Annotated in this window: 12 protein-coding genes; 7 read left to right on the top strand and 5 right to left on the bottom strand. The window is 64.0% G+C overall.

From position 1 onward, the window contains the following. The first annotated feature begins 7 nt into the window (after nucleotides 1–7). The 7 genes from C2L66_RS09810 to astE all read left to right on the top strand — a co-directional run bounded on the left by C2L66_RS09810 (nucleotide 8) and on the right by astE (nucleotide 9,243). Nucleotides 8–1,063: a GlxA family transcriptional regulator gene (locus tag C2L66_RS09810; RefSeq protein ID WP_060600330.1), complete on the top strand. Its 1,056-nt coding sequence runs from the start codon at nucleotides 8–10 to the stop codon at nucleotides 1,061–1,063. 979 nt (nucleotides 1,064–2,042) lie between these two features. After that, a complete protein-coding gene (locus C2L66_RS09805) occupies nucleotides 2,043–3,272 on the top strand; it encodes an aspartate aminotransferase family protein (protein ID WP_060600332.1) in 1,230 nt (409 codons plus the stop codon). A gap of 29 nt (nucleotides 3,273–3,301) precedes the next feature. Continuing rightward, nucleotides 3,302–4,354, top strand: coding sequence for an arginine/ornithine succinyltransferase subunit alpha (aruF, locus tag C2L66_RS09800; protein WP_036004502.1), 1,053 nt, complete (start codon nucleotides 3,302–3,304; stop codon nucleotides 4,352–4,354). After that, entirely contained in the window at nucleotides 4,351–5,376 is a 1,026-nt protein-coding gene (astA, locus tag C2L66_RS09795; protein WP_054930210.1) for an arginine N-succinyltransferase, read from the top strand. The genes aruF and astA overlap by 4 nt, the downstream gene beginning before the upstream one ends. A gap of 8 nt (nucleotides 5,377–5,384) precedes the next feature. Further along, nucleotides 5,385–6,848, top strand: coding sequence for a succinylglutamate-semialdehyde dehydrogenase (astD, locus tag C2L66_RS09790; protein ID WP_060600335.1), 1,464 nt, complete (start codon nucleotides 5,385–5,387; stop codon nucleotides 6,846–6,848). Between the two features lie 9 nt (nucleotides 6,849–6,857). Then, nucleotides 6,858–8,207, top strand: a complete 1,350-nt coding sequence (astB, locus tag C2L66_RS09785) for an N-succinylarginine dihydrolase (RefSeq protein WP_060600337.1) — start codon at nucleotides 6,858–6,860, stop codon at nucleotides 8,205–8,207. Next, nucleotides 8,191–9,243, top strand: a complete 1,053-nt coding sequence (astE, locus tag C2L66_RS09780; protein WP_060600339.1) for a succinylglutamate desuccinylase — start codon at nucleotides 8,191–8,193, stop codon at nucleotides 9,241–9,243. The genes astB and astE overlap by 17 nt, the downstream gene beginning before the upstream one ends. A gap of 18 nt (nucleotides 9,244–9,261) precedes the next feature. Here the strand turns inward: astE and C2L66_RS09775 are convergent, their stop codons facing one another. From C2L66_RS09775 to C2L66_RS09755, 5 genes are all read right to left on the bottom strand, one after another. Beyond that, nucleotides 9,262–10,716, bottom strand: coding sequence for an MdtP family multidrug efflux transporter outer membrane subunit (locus C2L66_RS09775; RefSeq protein WP_060600341.1), 1,455 nt, complete (start codon nucleotides 10,714–10,716; stop codon nucleotides 9,262–9,264). 1 nt (nucleotide 10,717) lies between these two features. Beyond that, nucleotides 10,718–12,814 (bottom strand): FUSC family protein, encoded by a 2,097-nt coding sequence (locus C2L66_RS09770; protein WP_060600343.1) that lies wholly within the window; start codon nucleotides 12,812–12,814, stop codon nucleotides 10,718–10,720. A 7-nt stretch (nucleotides 12,815–12,821) separates the two neighbouring features. Then, a complete protein-coding gene (gene mdtN / locus C2L66_RS09765; RefSeq protein ID WP_054930215.1) occupies nucleotides 12,822–13,874 on the bottom strand; it encodes a multidrug transporter subunit MdtN in 1,053 nt (350 codons plus the stop codon). A gap of 30 nt (nucleotides 13,875–13,904) precedes the next feature. Continuing rightward, complete coding sequence (locus tag C2L66_RS09760) at nucleotides 13,905–14,162, bottom strand: YtcA family lipoprotein (protein ID WP_060600344.1); 258 nt, start codon at nucleotides 14,160–14,162, stop codon at nucleotides 13,905–13,907. A gap of 110 nt (nucleotides 14,163–14,272) precedes the next feature. Continuing rightward, a complete protein-coding gene (locus C2L66_RS09755) occupies nucleotides 14,273–15,934 on the bottom strand; it encodes an arylsulfatase (RefSeq protein WP_176052646.1) in 1,662 nt (553 codons plus the stop codon). Nucleotides 15,935–16,012 lie beyond the last annotated feature (78 nt).

Genomic DNA, 16,012 nt, shown 5'->3' with positions numbered 1-16,012 from the left:
CACGTTGATGGCACGTCCGTCGTCCAGTCCGGCGCGCACGACTCAGGTCGCGATTGTCGCGCTGCCGCCCGTTTCGATGTCGGGCGTGGGGCCTATTGTCGATGCGTTGAATCTTGCCAACGAGATCGATGGCCGCGCGTTGTACCGTTGGCAGGTGTGCTCGTGGGACGGCCGGCCGGTGCCGCTGTCGGGCGGCGCGCAGTGGCCTGCCGATGCCGCCTTCGGCGACGCGATTTCGTGCGACTGGCTGATTATCGTTAGTGAGCGCTTTCAGCAGTTTGCGGATTACCGGTTGTTTCTTGCCAGTCTGTCGCGGGTTGGGCAGCGTACGCCGTTGGTGACGGGCATTCACCACGGCGTGTGGTGGCTGGCGATGGCGGGGCAGTTGTCCGGGTATCGCGTGAGCGTGAACTGGGAGACGTATCAGCAGTTCACGGAGCAGTTCGAGCGGTCCATCGTTACGCAGCAGATCTTCGAGATCGATCGTGATCGCGCGACCTGCGCGGGCGGGCAGGCGACGGTCGATTTCATGCTGGCGATGATTGGGCGGGAGCATGGGCCTGAACTGGCTGACCGTATCGCCGATACTTTAGGCGTTGGCACGCTGCGGTCGGGTGAAGAGCGGCAGCGTATTCCGTTTGTGACCGCGCCTGGCGAGCGGCATCCTCGTTTGAATGACGCTTTGCTGTTGATGGAAGCGAATATTGAGGATCCGCTGACTTCGGATGAGATAGCGGGGCTTGTTGGCGTTTCGCGCCGGCAACTGGAGCGGCTCTTTCGGCAGTATCTTGGGTCGATGCCTTCGAAGTATTACCTGGGTTTGCGCCTTGCGAAGGCGCGCACGCAGTTGCAGCGGACCAGCAAGTCGGTGGTGCAGATTAGTCTCGCGTGTGGGTTTTCTTCTGCTGCGCATTTTTCTAATGCTTATCGGGAGAAGTTTGGGGTTACGCCGCGGGAAGAGCGTCGGAATTTCATCGAGAAGCAGCATGGCAGTGGTGCTAATGCGGCTATTAGCGAGCCGCGGCCCGCGGCGATGATTGAGCCGCCTGAGCGTGGGGGTTAGTGGTTTTTTTGTCTTGCGACGCGGGGTGTTTTGTTTTTTTCGCTGGCATCCGCGATGCGTTATCTAGCTTCACGCGTCGCCCCTGTGCGGGGCGGCACCTACTTTTCTTTGCCGCCGCAAAGAAAAGTAGGCAAAAGAAAGCGGCTCACACCGCCAGCGCTAATTCTTGCCTGAGGGCCCCCAAAGGGTCTTACGCTTCACACGGCAACCACATGACCCACGTTCGTTGCCAACGCTCTGAATGAGCGCCTCACCCGCTTCACACACCCGCGTCTCAGCACGCCGCGCCAGACACTCCACCGCCGCCCAGGTGGCAAACTGTGTGTCGGCCCTCGGTGCTCCACACGCTTCACTCCAGACCGATTGCGCACGCGCCCCACCCGGTAAGAGCGCCACCCTATACGACGCGACAACCTACACACAGTTTGCCACCTGGGCGGCGCATACCATTCGCTGCCGCTGGCTCATGTACGGGTGTTTGAAGCGGGTGAGGCGTTCATTCGAAGCGTTGGCAACGGGCACTAAGCACGGCACTGGCGTGTGAAGTGTGGGGACGTTGGGGGCCCGTGGGTAAACGTCAAGAATTGGCGGTGTGAGCCGCTTTCTTTTGCCTACTTTTCTTTGCGGCGGCAAAGAAAAGTAGGTGCCGCCCCGCACAGGGGCGACGCGTGAGGCGAGCTAACGTATCGCGGATGCCAGCGCTAAGGCGCGCCAAGGCAAACGCACAGGAGCGTGAAGCGCGAAAGCAACACGCGGACGCCAGCGCAAGCGTTGGAACAACCAAAAAACCACCCGTGCCCCGCCCCGCGCCGCGAGCAAAAAAACCAGCAAACCACCCACCGCCGCAAGGCAAAAAAAAACCAACCCCACCCAGCGTCGCAGACATAAAAAAAAGAACCCGTCGCTTCCACGCAAGACGCCCCGCCCACCGTCACCTAAACTAGGTACCGTTACAGCGACCAAACCCCGAGGCCCCGCCATGCACGACCAAAATGTCACCCGCCAGACTTTCGACGAAGTCATGGTCCCCGTCTTCGCGCCCGCGTCCTTCGTACCGGACCGCGGCGCCGGTTCCCGCGTATGGGACACGCAAGGCAAGGACTACATCGACTTCGCCGGCGGCATCGCCGTCACGGCGCTGGGCCACGCGCATCCCGAACTGCTGAAGGTTCTGCACGATCAGGGCGCCAAACTGTGGCACATCGGTAACGGTTACACGAACGAACCCGTCCTGCGTCTCGCAAAACGCCTCGAAGAACTGACCTTCGCTGACCGCGCGTTCTTCGCGAACTCAGGCGCGGAAGCCAATGAAGCCGCCCTCAAACTCGCGCGCCGCGTCGCCTTCGACCGCCACGGACCACAGAAGGACGAAATCGTCTCGTTCACCCAGTCGTTCCACGGCCGCACGTTCTTCACGGTCAGCGTCGGCGGTCAGCCTAAGTACTCGGAAGGCTTCGGCCCCGTGCCCGCCGGCATCAGGCACCTGCCTTACAACGATATCGAAGCGGCGCGCGCCGCGATCGGCCCGAAAACCTGCGCAGTCATCGTCGAGCCGGTGCAGGGCGAAGGCGGCGTGATCCCCGCCGATCCCGCGTTCCTGAAGGCGCTGCGCGAAGCCTGCGACCAGCACGGCGCACTGCTGATTTTCGACGAAGTGCAAACGGGTGTCGGCCGTACGGGCTTCTTCTATGCATATCAGGACACGGGCGTCACGCCCGACATCCTGACCACCGCGAAGGCGCTCGGCAACGGCTTCCCGATCGGCGCCATGCTGACCACCAACGAACTCGCCGCCCACTTCAAGGTCGGCGTGCACGGCACCACCTACGGCGGTAATCCGCTCGCGACAGCGATCGCGCTGAAGGTGGTCGATCTCGTCAGCGACCCGAAACTGCTGGAAGGCGTGCGCTCGCGCAGCGAACAGTTCAAGGCGACGCTCGCGAAGGTCAACGAACGCTTCGGCATCTTCAAAGACGTGCGCGGCAAGGGGCTGCTGCTCGGCATGGAACTCACGGACGCCTTCAAGGGCCGCGCGAAAGATTTCGTCACGGCAGCCGGCAAGCATGGCGTCATCATGCTGATGGCAGGCCCCGATGTGCTGCGCTTCGCGCCGTCGCTGATCATCCCCGTCGACGACCTGAACGAAGGTCTCGCGCGCTTCGAAAAGGCGATCGAGGAAGTCGTCGGCGCAACGGCGCTCGCGAAGTAATCCGTCAAGCCACATTACACGAGACCACGATGCTCTTCGTCCGCCCTGGCCGCCTGGCCGATCTCGACGCGTTGCAACAGATGGCGCGCACCGCGCAGCCCGTGCTGCACTCGTTGCCGCACGACCGGCGCGCGCTGGAGGCGCGCGTCGCGTTGTCGGAAGACTCGTTTCGCGCGGAAGTCGATTTTCCGGGCGAAGAGTTCTATCTCTTCGTGCTGGAAGACAGCGAGACGGGCAAGCTGCACGGCACGTCGAGCATCGTCGCGGCAGCGGGCTATTCGGAGCCGTTCTATGTGTTCCGCAACGATGCCCTCATTCATGCGTCGCGCGAACTGCATGTGAACCGCAAGATTCATGCGCTGACGATGTCGCATGAACTGACGGGCAAAAGCCGTCTCGCCGGTTTCTATATCGACCCCGCGATGCGCGGCGACGCCGCCGCGCATCTGATGTCGCGCGCGCGGATGATGTACATCGCCGCGAACCGCAAGCGCTTCACGTCCGAAGTGTTCTCGCTGCTGCTCGGCGTGACCGACGATACGGGCGTGTCGCCCTTCTGGGAAGCCGTGGGCCGCAAGTTCTTCGGCCGCAATTTCGCCGATATCGAAGTGCAGTCGGGCGGCCGCAGCAGCACGTTCATCGCCGAAGTGATGCCGAGCTATCCGATCTATGTGCCGCTGTTGCCCGAAGCCGCGCAGCGCGTGCTCGGCGAGCCCGACGAAAAGGCGCTGCTCGCCTACGACATCCACATGGAAGAGGGCTTCGAAACGGACCGCTACGTCGATATCTTCGATGCGGGCCCCGTGCTGACGGCACAAATAGAACGCAGCGCATGCGTGAAGCGCAACGAGACGCGTACCGTGCGCGAAGCATCGGCGCAACAGGGCGCGACCTATCTGATCGCCAGCAACAAGCCGGGCGAATTCCGCTGCGTGCTCGCCGATCTGCCCGCGCAGACGGACGGCGGCGCGCCGCTGCCGGCTGCCGCGCGTCATGCGCTCGACGTGCAGGACGGCGATACGGTGCGCTGCGTGCCGTTGCATCAGCAGGAACCGACACATACCACGGGAGAAGCACAATGATCGTCGTTCGCGTCGTGCAAACGGGCGATGTGGACGCGCTCGTCGCGCTCGCTCAGGAGACGGGTCCCGGTCTCACGACCTTCAAGCCGGATCGCGATGCGCTCGCCGCGCGCATCGAGCGCGCGCGCCGCACGATCGAGGACAAGGCCGCGCCGCACGAAAAGGGCTACTTCTTCGTGATGGAGGATTCGCAGACAAAGGACATCGCCGGCGTCTGCGGGATCGAAACGGCGGTGGGACTCGAGCAGCCGTTCTACAACTATCGTGTGAGCACGGTCGTGCATGCGTCGCAGGATCTCGGCATCTGGACGCGCATGCGCGCGCTCAACATCTCGCACGACCTGACGGGCTACGCGGAAGTGTGCTCGCTGTTTCTCAGCCCGCGTTATCGCGCGCATGGCGTGGGCGGCTTGCTGTCGCGCTCGCGCTTCATGTTCATCGCGCAGTTTCGCGAGCGCTTTCCGCAGCGTATCTGCGCGGAACTGCGCGGCCATTTCGACGCGGACGGCACGTCGCCGTTCTGGCGCGCGGTCGGCTCGCATTTCTATCAGATCGACTTCAACGCCGCCGACTATCTCAGCTCGCACGGCCGCAAGTCGTTTCTGGCCGAGCTGATGCCGCGTTTTCCCGTGTACGTCGAACTGCTGCCCGACGAAGCGCAGCAGGCCATCGGCCTCACGCATAGCGACACGCTGCCTGCCCGCAAGATGCTCGAAGCGGAAGGGCTGCGTTATGAGAACCACGTCGATATTTTCGACGCGGGCCCCGTGCTCGAATGCCACGTTGCCGATCTGCGCACGGTGCGCGAGAGCGTCGTCGTGCCCGTCGAGATTGCTGCCGTCGCCGCGCAGGAGGGCGGACCGCGTTCGCTCGTGTCGAATACGTCACTGGACGATTTCCGTACGGGCGTGGCGGCGGGCGTCGTCGATAACGGCGTGTTCCGTCTGACGGCGGACGAAGCGGCGGCATTGAACGTGAAGGCAGGCGAGCCGGTGCGCGTGCTGCCCCTGAAACAGAAATAAGGACTGACATGAGCGAGCTTTTCATCGACGGCGAATGGGTCGCCGGCACAGGACACGCATTCGCATCGCGCAACCCGGGCACGGGCGCGACGGTGTGGGAAGGCAACAGCGCGTCGGCGGAAGATGTCGATCGCGCCGTGATGAGCGCGCGCCGTGCGTTCGCGTTGTGGTCGGCCGTGAGTCTCGACGAGCGCGTCGCCGTGGTGCGCCGCTTCGCTGCGTTGATCAACGAGCGCAAGGAAACGATCGCCGAGGCGATCGGCCGCGAGACGGGCAAGCCGTTGTGGGAAGCGCGCACGGAAGTCGCGTCGATGGCGGCCAAGGTCGATATCTCGGTCCAGTCGTACAACGAGCGCACGGGCGAGCGGCGCGCCGCGATGGCCGACGGCACGGCGGTGCTGCGGCACCGTCCGCATGGCGTCGTCGCAGTGTTCGGGCCGTACAACTTTCCCGGACACCTGCCGAACGGACATATCGTGCCGGCGCTGATCGCGGGTAACGCGGTCGTGTTCAAGCCCTCGGAGCTTGCGCCAGGCGTCGCGCGCGCGACCGTCGAAGTGTGGCGCGACGCGGGCCTGCCCGCCGGCGTGCTGAATCTCGTGCAGGGCGAGAAGGACACGGGCGTGGCGCTCGCGAATCATCGGCAGATCGACGGGCTGTTTTTCACGGGCAGTTCCGACACGGGCACGCTGCTGCACAAGCAGTTCGGCGGCCGTCCCGAGATCGTGCTCGCGCTGGAAATGGGCGGCAACAATCCGCTCGTGGTCGCGCCAGTCGCCGATCTCGATGCCGCCGTGCATCACACTATTCAATCGGCGTTTCTGTCGGCCGGGCAGCGCTGCACGTGCGCGCGCCGCATCTTCGTGCCGAACGATGCGTTCGGCGACCAGTTCCTCGCGCGTCTCGTCGAAGTGAGTTCGCGCATTGCGGTCGGTGAGTACAACGCCGACCCGCAGCCGTACATGGGCGCGGTGATTTCGGCGCGTGCGGCGGCGCGTCTGGTCGAAGCGCAGTCGCGTCTGATCGCGGACGGCGCAAAACCTTTGCTGAAGATGGAGCAGCGCGATCCGAAGCTCGGTTTCGTTTCGCCCGCCATTCTCGACGTCACGAACGTGAGCAACCTGCCCGACGAAGAGCACTTCGGTCCGCTCGCGCAGATCGTCCGTTACGGCTCGTTCGATGACGCGATCTCGGGTGCGAACGACACGGAGTTCGGTTTGTCAGCCGGCCTGCTCGCCGACGACGAAGCGCTGTGGACGCACTTCCAGCGCGCGATCCGCGCCGGCATCGTGAACTGGAACCGGCCCACCAACGGCGCTTCTTCGGCGGCGCCGTTCGGCGGCACGGGCCGCTCGGGCAACAACCGGCCGAGCGCGTACTACGCGGCCGATTACTGCGCATACCCGATGGCCTCCGTCGAAAGCGCGCAACTGCAAATGCCCGCGAGCGTGTCGCCGGGTCTTCATTTCTAAGGATCGACGATGCAAGCCACTGAAGCCAATTTCGACGGACTTGTTGGACCGACCCACAACTACGCGGGGCTGTCGTTCGGTAACGTCGCGTCGCAGAACAACGAGAAGTCCATCGCGAATCCGAAGGCCGCTGCCAAGCAGGGCCTGCGCAAGATGAAGCAGCTCGCGGACCTCGGTTTCAGGCAGGGCGTGCTGCCGCCGCAAGAGCGGCCGTCGATCCGCCTGTTGCGCGAGCTCGGCTTTTCCGGCGACGACGCGAGCGTGATCGAGCGCGTCGCGAAGAATGCGCCGGAACTGCTCGCGGCAGCGAGTTCCGCATCGGCGATGTGGACGGCGAATGCCGCGACGGTCAGCCCTTCGGCGGATACGCAAGACGGCCGCGTGCATTTCACGCCCGCGAACCTGACCAGCAAGCTGCATCGCGCGATCGAGCATGAAGCGACGCGCCGCACGCTGCGCGCGATTTTCGCGGACCCGTCGCGCTTCGTCGTGCACGAGGCATTGCCCGGCACGCCCGCGCTCGGCGACGAAGGCGCGGCCAACCACACGCGTTTCTGCGCGGAATATGGCGCGAAGGGCGTCGAGTTCTTCGTATACGGACGCAGCGAATACCGGCGCGGGCCGGAGCCGAAGCGCTATCCCGCGCGCCAGACGTTCGAGGCGAGCCGCGCGGTTGCGCACCGTCACGGCCTTGCCGACGACGCGACCGTGTACGCGCAACAGACGCCCGAAGTCATCGATGCTGGCGTGTTCCATAACGACGTGATCGCGGTCGGCAATGCGCGCACGCTGTTTTGCCATCAGCTTGCGTTCGTCGAGCAGAAAGCCGTGTACGACGAACTGCGCTCGAAGCTCTCGAAGCTCAACGGCGAGTTCAACGTGATCGAAGTGCCCGACGCGCAGGTGAGCGTCGCCGATGCCGTGTCGTCGTATCTGTTCAACAGCCAGTTGCTGCTGCTCAACGACGGAACCAGCAGCAAACAGGTGCTGGTCGTGCCGCAGGAGTCCCGTGAGAATCCGCGCGTAGCGGCTTATCTCGACGAACTGGTCGCCAGCACGGCGCCCATCGACGACGTGCTGGTGTTCGATCTGCGCGAGAGCATGAAAAACGGCGGCGGCCCGGCATGCCTGCGCTTGCGGGTCGTGCTGAACGAGGCGGAGCGCGGTGCGGTCACGCCGGGCGTGTGGATCGACGACAAGCTTTTCACGCGTCTCGATAGCTGGATCGACACGCACTATCGCGATCGCCTCGCGCCGACCGATCTCGCCGATCCGAAATTGCTGGTCGAATCGCGCACGGCACTGGATGAGTTGACGCAGATTCTCGGTCTGGGTTCGCTGTATGACTTCCAGCGCTGATCCGTCCGTGCCGGCGATGCTCGACGATTTCCTCGCGTTCACGCTGGCCGGACATCGCCCCGCCGACGAGGCGCGCGAAGGCGTGTGCGCGAAGGGCGTGCGTTGGAGATGGATCGACGATGGCGTGCTGCAGTTCGAGCCCGGCGCGCCTGTCGACGGCGATGGCCGCAGCGTGCTGGCGTCAGCGGGCATTCATGGCGACGAGACGGCGCCGATCGAACTGCTGTCGTTTATGGTGCGCGATATCGCGCACGGACAGGTGCCGCTAGCTTGCCGCTTGCTGGTGATTCTCGGCAACGTGCAGGCAATGCGCGAATCGTGCCGTTATATCGACGACGATCTGAACCGGCTGTTCAGCGGACGTCACGCGCAATTGTCCGCGAGTCACGAGGCGCCGCGCGCGGTGGCGCTGGAGCACATTGCGCAGCAGTTCTTCGCCGAGGCATCCGATGCGCCTGGCGCGCGATGGCACGTCGATTTGCACACGGCGATTCGCGCGTCCGTGTTCGAACAGTTCGCGCTGCTGCCGCATACGGGTGCGCCGTTGTCGCGCGCGATGTTCGAATGGTTGCGCGATGCGCGGATCGCGGCGGTGCTGTTGCATACCACCAAAGGCAACACGTACTCGCATTTCACCGCCGAGGTTTGCGGTGCGGATGCCTGCACGCTGGAGCTAGGGAAGGTTCGCCCCTTCGGCCAGAACGATCTTGCGCGGTTTGCCGCCACCGATGCCGCGCTGCGCCAGCTGATTGCCGGCGAGCCCGGCGACGCTTCCTTGCCGCTGCCGCGTGTCTTCACCGTCGTCGATCAGATCACCAAGCAAAGCGATGCATTCGAGTTGCTGCTCGCGAAAGATGTGGCCAATTTCACCGCATTCACACGCGATACGGTTCTCGCGCGCGACGGCGAATATCGCTATGTCGTGCGCCATGACGAAGAGCGCATCGTGTTTCCGAACGCGACAGTGAAACCCGGATTGCGGGCGGGGCTGCTGGTTGTCGAGACGACGGATCAAACGCATTCGCAACTCGCGTAGCCGGAACGGGCGCGAAGCTCACGGTTTGGCGGTGTCGCTCGTATAACCGCCTCCCAGCGCCTTGGTCAACTCGATACCTTGCGCAAGCCGCTGGCCGTCGAGCAGCAAGAGCGCCATCTGTTCAGCCAGCACGGGCAAGCGTGTCTCAGTGGCGATCTGACGGCTCACGAGACCACGCTCGTAGTGCGCCTCGGCTGATTTCTGCGCGAAGCGGGTTGCGTCGACCTTTTCCATTTGAAGTGCCCGCTCGTCGTCGAGTGCCTGCAGACGGCTGCTGCTGACGGCAACGTCGCGCACGGCGTTCAACACTGCCTGATTGTACTGTTCGATCAACATGTCGCTGGCGGCGCGCGTGCCGTGCAGATTGGCGTTCAGACGCCCGCCGTCGAAGATCGGCAGGTACAGACCCGGTATCAGGTTGATCTGCTGGCTGGCGCTGCGAAACAGCTTGTCGAGGTGAAGCGAGTCGAGACCGATCAACGCCTTGATGTCCAGACTGGGATAGAAAGCGGCCTTGGCGGCATCGATCTGGCTGAACGACGATTGCACGTACCAGCGCAGAGCCTGAAGATCGGCGCGCCGGGCGAGCAGGTCGTATTGGAGCGTGTGGGGCAGGCTTGCGTCCACTTGCGGCAACGGCACGGGTTGGATGTTCAGATCGTCAGGCCCCGCGCCGATCAGCGCCCGCATGGATTCGCGCAACGCCTTGACCTGTCCTTGCGCGGCGACGATCTGACGGTCGACGGCCAGCACCTGTGCACGCGCGCCGAGCAATGGCGTGTTCGCTTCCAGCCCACGCTGAACCTTGCTCCGATGCGCGTCGACCGCGTAGTCGAGCGTATCCCGCGTTTGTTGCAGCAGGTCGAGCATCTGATACGTGGTCTGCATGCTGTAGTAAAGCTGTGCGAGGCCCGCCGAAATATCCAGTTCGGCGGCGGCTGTTTCGGCGACCCGCGCGTTTTGCACGCCCAGCGCGGCTTCGACGGCGGACCGATGCATGCCCCACAAGTCGATATTGAGATCGGCGACGACCCCGAGCGCACCTTCCGTGTACCAGGGACCCGTGATGCCGAGACGCGGCAGATTCAGCGCATAAGGACCCAGAAAACCATTCGCCGATGCGCGTTGCTCGTTGATGAGCGCGAACGCAGCCATTTGCAAGCCCATGCCCGCACGCAGCACGTCCGCCTGGGAACCCGCCTGGGTCACACGTGTGCGCACCATCGCGATAGTCGGTGAGCCCGCCAGTGCGCGCTGGATCAGCGCGTCGAGTTGCGGGTCGCCGTAGCGCTTCCACCATTGCGCGTCGGGCCAGCCGTCGTGGGCGAGATGGATGTCGTCGGCGAGCCGGATCTGGTCGGGCGCGATCTGTGCGTGCGGCGCCGTATCGTTGTGGATCAACGCGCAGCCCGACAGCAGGGCAGCGCAGCAGATCAGTACGTCGAGCCTGAAGCGAGAGAGTGAGTGTGTCATGTCAAATGCGCTTTTCCGGTTGCATAGCGGCTGTGTCGATGCTGCAAGCATCCGTGGTCCAGTCCGGTAGTTCGACAACCTGCGCGGCCAGTTGCCGCGCCTGTGCGGCGAGGGTGGATGACGCGTCGGCGGATGGGGCGATGGGCAGCGAGCGGGGCGGGGCGGCCGTGGGCGGCTGCGCAGTCAGGCCGTCGGCGTAGTGGTCCAGGGCGTCTGCAGTCTGCTGGCGCCATGCGTCCCATGCCGTATCGACGGCCGGTGGGTGGCCTTCGGCGTCGAGCCTGTCGCGCAGGATGTCCCACTGGTCGAGCATCTTGCGGCCGCCGTCCAGAACGTTGCGCGTGCGTTGCAACAGGGCTTGCCGCGTTTCGGGTCGCAGGTTGACTTCCAGTGCGACGCGCTCGTACATGTCTTCGCAGTTCTTGAACGCGTTCCAGCACACCGCGCGCTGTTGCAGGTAGCCCAGTTGTTCGGAACCGCCGGCGCACTCGGAACGGCGAATCAGCCTGGCTGCTTCGCGCAGCGCATCGGCCAGTTTCTGACGGAGCGTATCCGCCTCGCTCTCGGGCCAGATGAACGTATAGACGACGGTCGACACAACGATGCCAATCAGGATGCCGATTGCGCGATCGCGAATCTCGCCGAGGTCGGCGGATGGACCGAAGCCGCTTTCCAGCGTGGCCATTGCGAAGGTGAACACGAACTGCGTGCCGATGTACGACGAACGTTCGGAACCCGTTGCCACCCAGGCGCCCGCGAAGAATATCGGGGCGAGCATCAGCAGAAAGCCGTCGATGCCGTCGAGGTGCGGGATGATGAAGATGGTCGTCAGCAACGCGAGCAGCGCGCCGATCAGTGCGCCGCTACAGCGCAGCATCATTTTCTGGAATGACGCGCCCGTGCTGGGATACGCGACGATCACGCAGGTCAGCATGCTGGTATGGATGCCGTCCCACTGCGCGCCGTGATAGAACGCGTAGCAGATCAACGAGGCCAACGTCACTTTGAGCGCAAAGCGCAAATACGCGGGGTTCGTCAGGGTATCGGCGACGAATAATGGATCTTTGGGAGCCTTGGGCGCGGGCTGCGCGGGATCGAAACGCGCAAGTTCTTGCAAGGTGCGGCATGGGCCATCCAGGCTGAACGCCGCAGCGGTGGCGCGTTCGGTGCCGCCCGGTGTCCATGTGCACCGATAGGGCTCGGCGCGCTCGACCGACGCCTGCAAGGCTGCCACTTCGTCCCTTAGTCTGCATATCAGCGCGCGTCCGGCATCGCCCAGCGGGAGGCTGCGCGCCGCGAGCACGTTCGTCCTCGCACGCAGGTAGCCGACGGCGGCGATGCACGCTTTCCAGTACGGTGCGCACGCGCGATAGCCGGCGTCGTCAGAACTGGCGAAGGTGTGCAGCCCTTGCAGCGCGAGCGTGTCCTTTTCGATGCGGGTGACAGGCGATGCCGCGGGCGCATCGATGTGCGCCGCCGCGCCGCGCATCTGTTCGAGACGCGCCGATACCTCGGAGAGCTGACGATGCAATTCGCGCTGCAACAGGGCGACCGGACGGGACGGGAACAGAAACCCGCACACGATCACCATGAGCAAAACGGGATACATGCCGGCGACGACCGCCCACATCAACGCGCGTACCCCGATCTCGGGAAAATCCAGCGAATCGGGAATGGTTTGACCGTAAACAGCCACGAGCGCAACCGCGAAAAACATCAGCCCGAGCTTGTTGACCCGCATCAGGTACATGCTGCCGAACAGAATCAGGCCGGCTGCCGCGATGCGGATCAACGGATAACCGTAAGCGTATTTGAGCACCAGAAACAGGCAGCCGACGTCGAGCACGGTCGCGACGACGAATACGACCGCGACGACCTTCGTGAAAAAGGCGTTCTGCTGCACGCCGTAAAACAGCACGATCAGCGACACCGCGATCAACGGCACGCGCAGTGTCATCGACACGAAAACGACGAGCAGACAGAGCGAGCCCAATTGAGTGGCCTGAGCAGCGCGCCCCGGACGCGTCTCGGTTAGTTCCTCGCGGAGAAAGCTCGCCAGAGCGCGCAGCGGCTCCGGCATGTAGTCGGCCAGGCTCATCGCGACCTCAGGAGCGGGGTTGGTCGGCGGCTTGCGGATGCAGCTGCGCGACGGCCGACGCGCCGATCCTGAACAGGTCCGCATCGGGCTGTTCGACCCGGATCTTTACGGGAAAGCGCTGCGCAACCCGCACCCAGTTGATGCTGCGCTGTACGCGCGGCAGCCCGCCGAGCACGAGGCCGCCGTCGTCGGGCAACACGCCGTAGCCGATCGAATCGACCGTGCCCTTGAAGCGCTTGCCTGTATCGCTCATCAGATAAACGGTCGCGGGCGTGCCGGGGCGAATGTTCTTCAGGTCGGTTTCGCGGAAGTTGGCGACGATGTACCAGTTCCGTGTATCGATCAGCGTAAAGATCGGCTTGAGCGCCGAGGCGAACTGGCCGACCGAGGTTTTCAGCGACACGACGCGGCCGTCGAACGGCGCGCGCACTGTCGTCATGTCGAGGCGGAACTGCATCAGCGCGATATCGGCGAGGACCACGTCGCGTTGCGCGACCAGCGCGTCGACGCCCGTGACGGCTGCCGTGGCCTGCTGGGCCTGGAGCCGCGCGGCGACCAGGTCGGCCTCGGCCGCGCGTTGCGCGGTGCGGACGCGGTCGACGTCTTCTGCGGACACATAGCCCGGCGCCAGCAGCGGCTGCGTGCGCCGCAGCGTTTGCGCCGTTTGCGCCGCCGTGACGCGGGCACGCTCGACGAGCGCATGCACGGAATCGGCGCCGTACTGCTGCGCCGTGACGACACGCTGCGTGAGGGCGATCTGTTTGTCGAGTGCAACCAGCGTGGCCCTGGCACGCGCCAGCTCATCCTCGAACGGGCGCGGATCGACGCGGAACAGCAGGTCGCCCTTGTTGACCCGCTGATTGTCCTTGACGGCCATTTCGACGATGCGTCCGCTCACGTCGGGCACGACGTCGATCGTGTCGGCCTGGGCATAGGCGTCGTCGGTGCCGGGCGACGTATCCACGCGCCAGATGACATAGGCGAGCAGGGCCAGTGTGACGACGGCCAGCAGCAGCGCGGGCCACTTTCTGCTTTTCAAGGTGTTGGGGCGAACGGCCATCGGAAGGCTCTGATTGTCGAGATTGCAGCGTTAAAAGAAGACCAGCCAGACCAGCAGCGAAAAGAGCAGCATCAATGTGGGCTGCACCATGGCGGGCGGGCCGAATGCGCGCTCCTGTCCGAACCGGATCAGCAGGCCGCGCACGATCAGCGCGAGTACGAGTCCGGCAATGGCGCAGAACAGCCAGTCCGGAAAGAACGAGCCAAGCACGGAAATGGATCGCGGCATCGTGCAGCCTGAGGCGGCCATGCTGAGCATGATCAACAGGATCGGTCTAATCACAGGCATAGCCTTCGAAGAATGATGTCGACGCCGGCAGGCGTCGCGAATCGGGGACTGGTGCGCCGTCAGCCGCGAGGCACGCGGGAACTGCGTGCCTCGCGAGACGGAATGGCGCGTCAGTCGGACTTTTTGGTCAACGCCTGGGCGCGTGCGTTGTTGCGCGCGATCTCTGCATCGACGCCGGCGCGGATGCCATCCACCGTGAAGCTGGCGGGCGTCTGCGCGGGTGGATACGCGACGAAGGAGTCGAGGAACTTCGCCGTCTCCGCAATCGCGCCATACAGGACGTAGACGTTCTTGGTCGTCCAGTCGTAGTACTGGTCGGAGACGACGTCAGCGCGCTCGTACGGGTCCATGCGCAGATTGAAGATCTTCGGCACGCGCAGGCAGGTCAACGGGTTGTTCCATACCGCGAAGCCGCCGGGCGCGCGCTGTTCGCAATAGACGAACTTCCAGTCGTTGTAACGCATGTCGACCAGAACGCCGTCGTCGTCGAAGTAATAGAACTCCTTGCGCTCGCCTTTGGCCTGCTTGCCTTCGAGGTACGGCAACTGGTTGTAGCCGTCCAGATGGTTCTTGAAGCTTCGCCCGCCGATGCTCGCACCCTTGAGCAGGCGCTCCTTGATGTCCGTGTCGCCCGCGGCGGCAAGCAGCGTGGGGAACCAGTCCATGCCGGAAACGAGTTCATTGGAGATCTGTCCCGGCTTGATGTGCCCGGGCCAGCGCACCAGCGCGGGCACGCGGAACGCGCCTTCGTAGTTCGAGTCTTTCTCGTTGCGGAACGGCGTCGTCGCGGCGTCCGGCCATGTGAACTGGTTCGGGCCGTTGTCCGTCGTATAGACGACGATCGTGTTGTCGGCGATGCCCATTTCGTCGAGTGACTTGAGCAGCTTGCCGACGTCCTGGTCGTGCTCCCACATGCCGTCCGCGTACATGTTGCCGGGCATCCCGCCCTTGTCCTTGTACTCCGGGCGCACGTGGGTGAACACGTGCATGCGCGTCGTGTTCATCCAGACGAAGAACGGTTTGTCCGACCGGGCCTGCTCCTTCATGAAGTCGATGGCGCGGCCCGTCGTCTCGTCGTCGATGGTTTCCATGCGTTTGGACGTGAGCGGGCCCGTGTCCGTGCAGACCTGCCTGCCGACCTTGCCGAAGCGCGCGTCGACAGTGGGATCGTCATGGTCCGAGGCCTTGCAGTCCAGCACGCCGCGCGGCATGAAATACTTCGCATAGGCCTTGCCTTGTGGCGTATCGGCTTTGGGCCAGTATGGACGCTCCGGCTCTTCTTCCGCATTCAGATGATAGAGGTTGCCGTAGAACACATCGAAGCCGTGGACGGTCGGCAGATACTCGTTGCGATCACCCAGGTGATTCTTGCCGAACTGGCCCGTCGCATAGCCGAGCGGCTTGAGCGCCTGGGCGATCGTGACATCCGAGGCCTGCAGCCCCTGTGTTGCGCCGGGAATGCCGACCTTGCTCAAGCCCGTGCGCAGCGGCGACTGGCCCGTGATGAAGGACGAGCGGCCAGCCGTCGAACTGTTCTCCGCGTAGTAGTCGGTGAACATCATCCCTTCGTGAGCGAGGCGGTCGATGTTCGGTGTCTGATAACCGACGACACCCTGGCCGTACGCGCTGATGTTGGTCTGACCGATGTCGTCGCCGAAGATGACGAGAATATTCGGCGGGCGGGTCGTGTCCGCTGCATGCGCGACGGGGCTCAACGCCAGCCATCCGGATACCGCTGCGGACAGCGCCGTGACGGCCTTGCGTTTGAGCATGTGTCTGAGAGGCCTGGTCTTTTTTTTCATTGGTTGCTCTTGTTGGCTATGGGTGCAGCACTTGAATCTCCTGCGAAG

Source organism: Paraburkholderia caribensis (assembly GCF_002902945.1).
GTDB lineage: Bacteria > Pseudomonadota > Gammaproteobacteria > Burkholderiales > Burkholderiaceae > Paraburkholderia > Paraburkholderia caribensis.
Note: the sequence above shows the minus strand (reverse complement) of the source record. Positions and strands in the feature narration are given on the sequence as shown.

What these genes read in the sequence shown, in the direction of transcription:
- C2L66_RS09810 (WP_060600330.1), top strand. Translation starts at nt 8, where the DNA reads ATGGCACGTCCGTCGTCCAGTCCGGCGCGCACGACTCAGGTCGCGATT.
- C2L66_RS09805 (WP_060600332.1), top strand. Translation starts at nt 2,043, where the DNA reads ATGCACGACCAAAATGTCACCCGCCAGACTTTCGACGAAGTCATGGTC.
- aruF (WP_036004502.1), top strand. Translation starts at nt 3,302, where the DNA reads ATGCTCTTCGTCCGCCCTGGCCGCCTGGCCGATCTCGACGCGTTGCAA.
- astA (WP_054930210.1), top strand. Translation starts at nt 4,351, where the DNA reads ATGATCGTCGTTCGCGTCGTGCAAACGGGCGATGTGGACGCGCTCGTC.
- astD (WP_060600335.1), top strand. Translation starts at nt 5,385, where the DNA reads ATGAGCGAGCTTTTCATCGACGGCGAATGGGTCGCCGGCACAGGACAC.
- astB (WP_060600337.1), top strand. Translation starts at nt 6,858, where the DNA reads ATGCAAGCCACTGAAGCCAATTTCGACGGACTTGTTGGACCGACCCAC.
- astE (WP_060600339.1), top strand. Translation starts at nt 8,191, where the DNA reads ATGACTTCCAGCGCTGATCCGTCCGTGCCGGCGATGCTCGACGATTTC.
- C2L66_RS09775 (WP_060600341.1), bottom strand. Translation starts at nt 10,716, where the DNA reads ATGACACACTCACTCTCTCGCTTCAGGCTCGACGTACTGATCTGCTGC.
- C2L66_RS09770 (WP_060600343.1), bottom strand. Translation starts at nt 12,814, where the DNA reads ATGAGCCTGGCCGACTACATGCCGGAGCCGCTGCGCGCTCTGGCGAGC.
- mdtN (WP_054930215.1), bottom strand. Translation starts at nt 13,874, where the DNA reads ATGGCCGTTCGCCCCAACACCTTGAAAAGCAGAAAGTGGCCCGCGCTG.
- C2L66_RS09760 (WP_060600344.1), bottom strand. Translation starts at nt 14,162, where the DNA reads ATGCCTGTGATTAGACCGATCCTGTTGATCATGCTCAGCATGGCCGCC.
- C2L66_RS09755 (WP_176052646.1), bottom strand. Translation starts at nt 15,934, where the DNA reads ATGCTCAAACGCAAGGCCGTCACGGCGCTGTCCGCAGCGGTATCCGGA.